The sequence below is a fragment of the Reyranella sp. genome (genome assembly GCF_050185545.1).
GTDB lineage: Bacteria > Pseudomonadota > Alphaproteobacteria > Reyranellales > Reyranellaceae > Reyranella.
In genome coordinates this window covers 7553-13407 of record NZ_JBFWZI010000155.1, presented here as the reverse complement: position 1 = coordinate 13407, position 5855 = coordinate 7553, and the positions used below count along the sequence as shown (strand labels likewise).

The 5855-nt window shown below is 66.5% G+C and carries 6 protein-coding genes; 4 read left to right on the top strand and 2 right to left on the bottom strand.

All coding sequences use genetic code 11. From position 1 onward, the window contains the following. Positions 1-977 (bottom strand): LLM class flavin-dependent oxidoreductase (locus AB7O82_RS29095; protein WP_428620834.1); only part of this gene is annotated, 977 nt, incomplete at its 3' end. A 109-nt stretch (positions 978-1086) separates the two neighbouring features. Further along, a complete protein-coding gene (locus AB7O82_RS29090; protein WP_428546540.1) occupies positions 1087-1947 on the bottom strand; it encodes a TIGR03620 family F420-dependent LLM class oxidoreductase in 861 nt (286 codons plus the stop codon). Between the two features lie 84 nt (positions 1948-2031). Between AB7O82_RS29090 and gnd the strand changes: the two genes are divergently transcribed. From gnd to AB7O82_RS29070, 4 genes are all read left to right on the top strand, one after another. Continuing rightward, entirely contained in the window at positions 2032-3015 is a 984-nt protein-coding gene (gene gnd, locus AB7O82_RS29085; RefSeq protein ID WP_428546543.1) for a phosphogluconate dehydrogenase (NAD(+)-dependent, decarboxylating), read from the top strand. 17 nt (positions 3016-3032) lie between these two features. Next, entirely contained in the window at positions 3033-3881 is an 849-nt protein-coding gene (locus AB7O82_RS29080; RefSeq protein ID WP_428546546.1) for an LLM class F420-dependent oxidoreductase, read from the top strand. Beyond that, positions 3878-4822, top strand: a complete 945-nt coding sequence (locus AB7O82_RS29075; RefSeq protein ID WP_428620832.1) for an LLM class flavin-dependent oxidoreductase — start codon at positions 3878-3880, stop codon at positions 4820-4822. The genes AB7O82_RS29080 and AB7O82_RS29075 overlap by 4 nt, the downstream gene beginning before the upstream one ends. 181 nt (positions 4823-5003) lie before the next feature. Then, complete coding sequence (locus AB7O82_RS29070) at positions 5004-5855, top strand: LLM class F420-dependent oxidoreductase (protein ID WP_428546552.1); 852 nt, start codon at positions 5004-5006, stop codon at positions 5853-5855.

The following is a 5855-nucleotide window of genomic DNA, read 5'->3' as shown; positions in this document are numbered from 1 at the left end:
CGCAGCGCCTCGATGCGCTGCTTGATCTCGGCCTCGCTTGCGGTGAACGACGTCTCGCGAATCAGGTCGGCGGTGATGAAGCGCTTCTCCTGCGGCTTCACGAACATCAGATGGCCGCGATGGTTCTCGAGATAGGGCGCGTCCTTCGGCGCGAAGTTGCGGGCAAGCTCGATGTAGCCCTGAATCTCCGGCCTGGTCTTGGCTACCATGGTGACGCCGGGCGCAAGGCCCGCCAGCGCTTCGTCGGCGGCGCGATGCAGCATCACCGCAGCGCGCGGGCCGGCCTGCGCCATGGCGCGCGCGGAATCGGCCGGTTCGCCGTCCTGCAGCACGCAACCCAGGGCAAAGGCCGTCGCCTGCAGATCACCCAGGGCGTGGCCAGCCTTGCTCCAGGCCTCGCGCATCGCCTCGAGCTCGCGAATCCCGTTCTCGATCTTGCCGACGAAATCGATCCAGCCGGCCTTGAGCTTGGCCGTCAGCGCCCGCGTGCGCGGCCCGAAGGCGGAAAGGTGGAGCGCGATCGGGTCCCTGGTGTTGAACAGCGGCAGCTCGGGATTGAGGAAGCGTATCTTCCTCTTCTCGCCCTCCATCTCGAAATCGACAATCTCGCCGCGCAGCAGGCCGTAGACCTGGTGGATATGGGCTTCCATGTCCTTGATCTTGATCGCGCCGAAGCCCATCGCGCGGCGCGCGGTGAAGCCCGTGCCGACGCCGAAATCGATGCGGCCCGGCGCCAGCTGGTTGAGCGTCGCCAGCGCGTTGGCGGTCACCGGCGCGATGCGGTTCGACGGCACCAGCACGCCGGTGCCGAGGCGGATGCGCGTCGTCTTGACCGCCGCCGCGCCCATGGCGACGAAGCAGTCGGCGCTCAACATCTGCGTGTCGTAGAACCAGGCATGGGTGAAGCCGAGTTCCTCGGCGCGCTGCACGACCTTCCACGAGTCGGCTGCCGTGGGCAGCGCGATGCCGAAATCCATGTGTGTCCTCCCCTGGAACGTCAGATTCTTCCGGACCGCGGGCGTCTCGCTCGCTCAGACTCTTGAGCGAGCGAGACGCTAGCGGTCCGGAAGACCATCAGACCTGCTGTTAAGTATCCGCCAGCTCCTTCAGCATGCGGTCGCGCGCGGCGAAGTCGTTGTCGGCATGGACCGGCTGCAGGCAGACGTGTGTGGCGCCGGCCTCGAAATGGGCACGCAGGCCCTTGCGGATCGTCGCCGCGTCGCCCCACAGCACCATGGCGTCGATGAAGCGATCGCTGCCGCCGTCGGCCAGGTCGGCCTCGGTGAAGCCGTCGCGCAGCCAGTTGTTGCAATAGTTGGGCAGCAGCAGATAGCGCGCCAGCTCCTTGCGGCCAAGCGCGCGCGCCTTCGCGGGATCGCTCTCCAAGGTCACCTTCTGCTCGACGGCCAGCCACTTGCTGGGGCCCAGGATGGCGGCCGCTTTCGCCGTGTGCCGGGGCGTCACGTTGTAGGGCACGGCGCCGCGCGATTTTGCGGCGCTCAGCTCCAGCATCTTGGGGCCGAGAGCGGCGACCACGACCGGCGCCTCGTCGGCTGCCGGCAGGTCCTTGTGTATTCCCTCGAGATAGGCGCGCATCGCCGGGATCGGCTTGTCGTAGCGATGGCCGCGCAGGCCTTCGACCATGGGAATATGGCTGACGCCCAGGCCGAGAATGAACCGCCCGCCGTAGAGGTCATTGAGCGAAACCATGCCCCGCCGTGCGGTATAGGGGTCGCGCGCGTAGATGTTGGCGATCGAGCTGCCGATCATGAGCTTGCTGCTTTTCGACAGCAGGTATCCCGCGAGCGACAGCGATTCGTAGCCGCGTGATTCCGGATACCACAGGGCGGAGTATCCGAGTCCTTCGACGGTGCCGACGAAATCGGCCAGCTGGCCACCGTTGAGCTTGTCGGTTCCGTACCATACGCCCAGCCGTCCCAAGGTCATGGCTGTGAACTCCCGTCGGTTCGTTGTGACCCGGAGATTGTCACACTAAAGTGGGCGGCGGCTACAATCGGAAATGGACGGCACATGCAGATCGGCGTCATCGGCCTGGGGCGGATGGGTGGAAATATCGTGCGACGCCTGACCCGGGCGGGGCACAGCTGCGTCGTCTTCGATGCCAATCCGGCTCCCGGCGAGGCGCTCGCCAGGGAAGGCGCTGTCGCGGCCCGGTCGGTTCCGGCCCTGGTCGAAGCCCTGAAGGAGGGGCCGCGCGCGGTGTGGGTGATGCTGCCGGCCGGCAAGATCACCGAGCAGACGATCGCCGAGCTCGGCACGCTGATGCGCGCCGGCGACGTCATCATCGATGGCGGCAACACCAATTTCAAAGACGACGTGCGGCGCGCCCGCGAGCTCAGGCCCAAGGGCATCCACTATCTCGATATCGGCACGTCGGGCGGCGTGTGGGGGCTGGCGCGCGGCTACTGCCTGATGATCGGCGGCGATGCCGAGGTGGTGAAGCGCCTCGACCCCATCTTCTCTGCCTTGGCGCCGGGCCTCGGCACGATCGAGCGCACGGAGGGGCGCGAAAAACTCGATCCGCGCGCCGAGCAGGGCTACATCCACGCCGGTCCGGTCGGCGCCGGTCATTTCGTCAAGATGATCCATAACGGCATCGAGTACGGCATGATGCAGGCCTTCGCCGAGGGCTTCGACATCATGCGCCATCGCTCTTCGGAAAAGCTGCCGGCCGACGAGCGCTACGATCTCAATCTCGCCGACATCGCCGAAGTGTGGCGGCGCGGCAGCGTGGTGACGTCGTGGCTGCTCGACCTGACGGCGAGCGCGCTCGCCAGGGACGGAACGCTCGAGCATTTCTCGGGTCACGTCGAGGACAGCGGCGAAGGCCGCTGGACGATCGAGGCGGCGATCGAGGAGGCGGTGCCGGCCGACGTGCTCGCCGCCTCGCTGTTCGTGCGCTTCCGCTCGCGGCAGGACCATACGTTTGCCGAGAAGATCCTGTCGGCGATGCGGCTGGGCTTCGGCGGCCACGTCGAAGCGCCGAAGAAATAGACGAGGAGGGTTTCCTGATGCGAGTAGGTGTGTTCTATTTTCCGACCGATTACGGCATCGACCTGTCCGAGCTCGGCCGTGCCCTCGAGGATCGCGGCTTCGCGTCGCTCTATGTGCCCGAGCACACCCACATTCCGGTGAGTCGCAAGACACCGTTCCCTGGCGGCGGCGAGCTGCCCAAGCGCTACGCGCACACCCACGATCCGTTCGTCGGCCTCGCCTTCGCCGCGGCAGTGACCAAGAAGCTGATCATCGGCACCGGCATCTGCCTGGTACCCCAGCATGAGCCGATCGTTACCGCCAAGGCGATCGCCTCGCTCGACCAGCTCTCGGGCGGCCGCTTCGTGTTCGGCATCGGCGGCGGCTGGAACGTCGACGAGATGGAGAATCACGGCGCGCGCTACGACACGCGCTTCAAGATGATGCGCGAGTACGTGCTCGCCATGAAGGCCTTGTGGACCAAGGAGGAAGCGTCGTTCCACGGCGAGTTCGTCAAGTTCGATCCGGTGTGGTCGTGGCCCAAGCCGGCACAGAAGCCGCATCCGCCGATCCTGCTCGGCGGCGAGACCGACTACACGCTGCGCCGCGTCGTCGATTATTGCGACGGCTGGTTCCCCAGGCCGCGCGGTTTCGATCCGGTGCAGGGCGTCGATCGCCTGCGCCGCATGGCCGACAGCCGCAAGCGCGACTTCTCGACCCTCACGATCAACGTGTTCGGCGCGCCCAACGACGCGAAGGTGCTGGAGGGCTACCGCAAGGCCGGTATCCAGGATGCGCTGCTGGCCATTCCCGACCTCGGCCGCGACGAGATCCTGCGCCACCTCGATACCATCGCACCGCTCGTCAAGGTGGGCGCGGCGGCATGAGCGTCGCCATCGGCGTCGGCCTGACGGAGTTCCCTTTCGCCAGGACGGGGGACTACTGGCGCTGGGTCGATCTCTGCGAGGCGGGCGGTATCGACTCGATATGGCAGACCGATCGGCTGGTGAGCACGCAGCCGATCCTCGAATGCATGGCGGTGATGGCGGCGCTGGCTGGCCGCACGCGCCGCCTGCGCTTCGGCATGAACGTGGTGTCGCTGGCGTTGCGCGATCCGATCCTGCTCGCCAAGCAGTGCGCCACCATCGACGTGCTGTCGGAGGGCCGTCTTCTGCCGGCGTTCGGCATCGGCAGCCCGCTCGGCCCGGAGTGGCAGGCGCTCAACATCGACACGCGCACGCGCGGCAAGCGCACCGACGAGGCGCTGGAGATCATCAGCCGGCTGTGGCGCGAGGACAGTGTCGACTATGCCGGCACGCACTACCGGCTCGAGGGTGCCTCGATCTCGCCCAAGCCGGTGCAGCCCGACCTGCCGATGTGGATCGGCGGCTCGTCGGAGGCGGCGATCAGGCGCACGGCGCGCTACGGCACCGGCTGGCAGGCGGGCGGCGAGATGCCGGCCGACGCCGGCAAGGTCGTCGCCGCCATCAAGCAGGCGACGGCGGAGGCCGGGCGCTCGATCGACGATGACCACTATGGCGCAGGCTTCCCGTTCTATTTCGGCTCGGCCGACGACAAGATCGTGGCGGTGGCGATGACCGCCTACACCAAGCGGACCGGCCGCAAGTCGGAGGGCTACTTCGCGGTCGGCGACGAGCACACGATCATCGACCGGGTCGCCGAGTATGTCGGGGTCGGCGTCGAGAAGTTCATCCTGCGGCCGATCGGACGCGACGGCGAGGCCGTCATCGACCAGACACGGCGCCTGATCGACAAGGTGATTCCCATGGTCGAGGCACGCTGGCCGAAGAAGGCCAAGGCGCACTAGGATCAAGGGCTCAATTTAGAGCGAGAGAAACCTCATCCTTCTGAGGAGCGCCCGGAGGGCGCGTCTCGAAGGATGGGCATCAATGGTGCTGTATCCCACCTGAGGGCGAAGGTTACTTTGCCCGAATCGAGACGGGCGCTGCGCGCCCTTCTCAGGGTGAGGCCTTGTTGGAGGGGAAACCATGCATATCGGCGCGGCAATGTTCTTCACCGACTACTCCATGTCGCCCGGCGAGCTGGGCAAGGCGCTGGAGGAGCGTGGCTTCGAATCGGTGTGGGCGCCCGAGCACTCGCACATTCCGTTGACGCGCAAGTCGCCATTCCCCGGTGGCGGCGATCTGCCGAAGAGATACTACGACGCGATGGATCCGTTCGTGTCGCTGATGGCGGCCGCCGCGGTCACCAAGAAGCTGAAGGTCGGAACGGGCGTGTGCCTGGTCAATCAGCGCGATCCGATTCAGACCGCGAAGCTGGTGTCGTCGATCGATCAGCTCTCGAACGGCCGCTTCCTGTTCGGCGTCGGCAACGGCTGGAACCAGGACGAGATGGAGAATCACGGCACCGACTTCGCGAGTCGCCACAAGCTGGTACGCGAGCGCATCGAGGCGATGAAAGTGATCTGGACCAAGTCGAAGGCCGAGTATCACGGCGACATGGTGAAGTTCGATGCGATGATGACCTGGCCCAAGCCGGTGCAGAAGCCGTATCCGCCGGTCCTGGTCGGCGGCGCGTTCCCCTACGGCGCACGGCGCGCCATCCGCTACGGTGACGGCTGGATGCCGCTGCGGGCGCGGGCCGCCTACTCCGACGTGAGAGCTCTGTTCCCAAAATTCCGCGAGATGGCCAAGGCCGCCAATCGCGATCTCGCGACCCTGCCGCTCTCGATCTGGAACTCGACGGAGGACGAGGGCGAGCTGAAGCGCGACCAGGACGAAGGCGTCGAGCGCGTCATCATCAGCCTCGAATCGGCCAAGGCCGACGTGATCCTGCCTGAGCTCGACCGCTGGGCGAAGCTGATCCCGAAGGTGGCGTAG

Bases quoted from the DNA above. Each gene is read 5' to 3' on its own strand.
- AB7O82_RS29070 (WP_428546552.1), top strand. From the start codon at position 5,004: ATGCATATCGGCGCGGCAATGTTCTTCACCGACTACTCCATGTCGCCC.
- AB7O82_RS29090 (WP_428546540.1), bottom strand. From the start codon at position 1,947: ATGACCTTGGGACGGCTGGGCGTATGGTACGGAACCGACAAGCTCAAC.
- AB7O82_RS29075 (WP_428620832.1), top strand. From the start codon at position 3,878: ATGAGCGTCGCCATCGGCGTCGGCCTGACGGAGTTCCCTTTCGCCAGG.
- AB7O82_RS29080 (WP_428546546.1), top strand. From the start codon at position 3,033: ATGCGAGTAGGTGTGTTCTATTTTCCGACCGATTACGGCATCGACCTG.
- gnd (WP_428546543.1), top strand. From the start codon at position 2,032: ATGCAGATCGGCGTCATCGGCCTGGGGCGGATGGGTGGAAATATCGTG.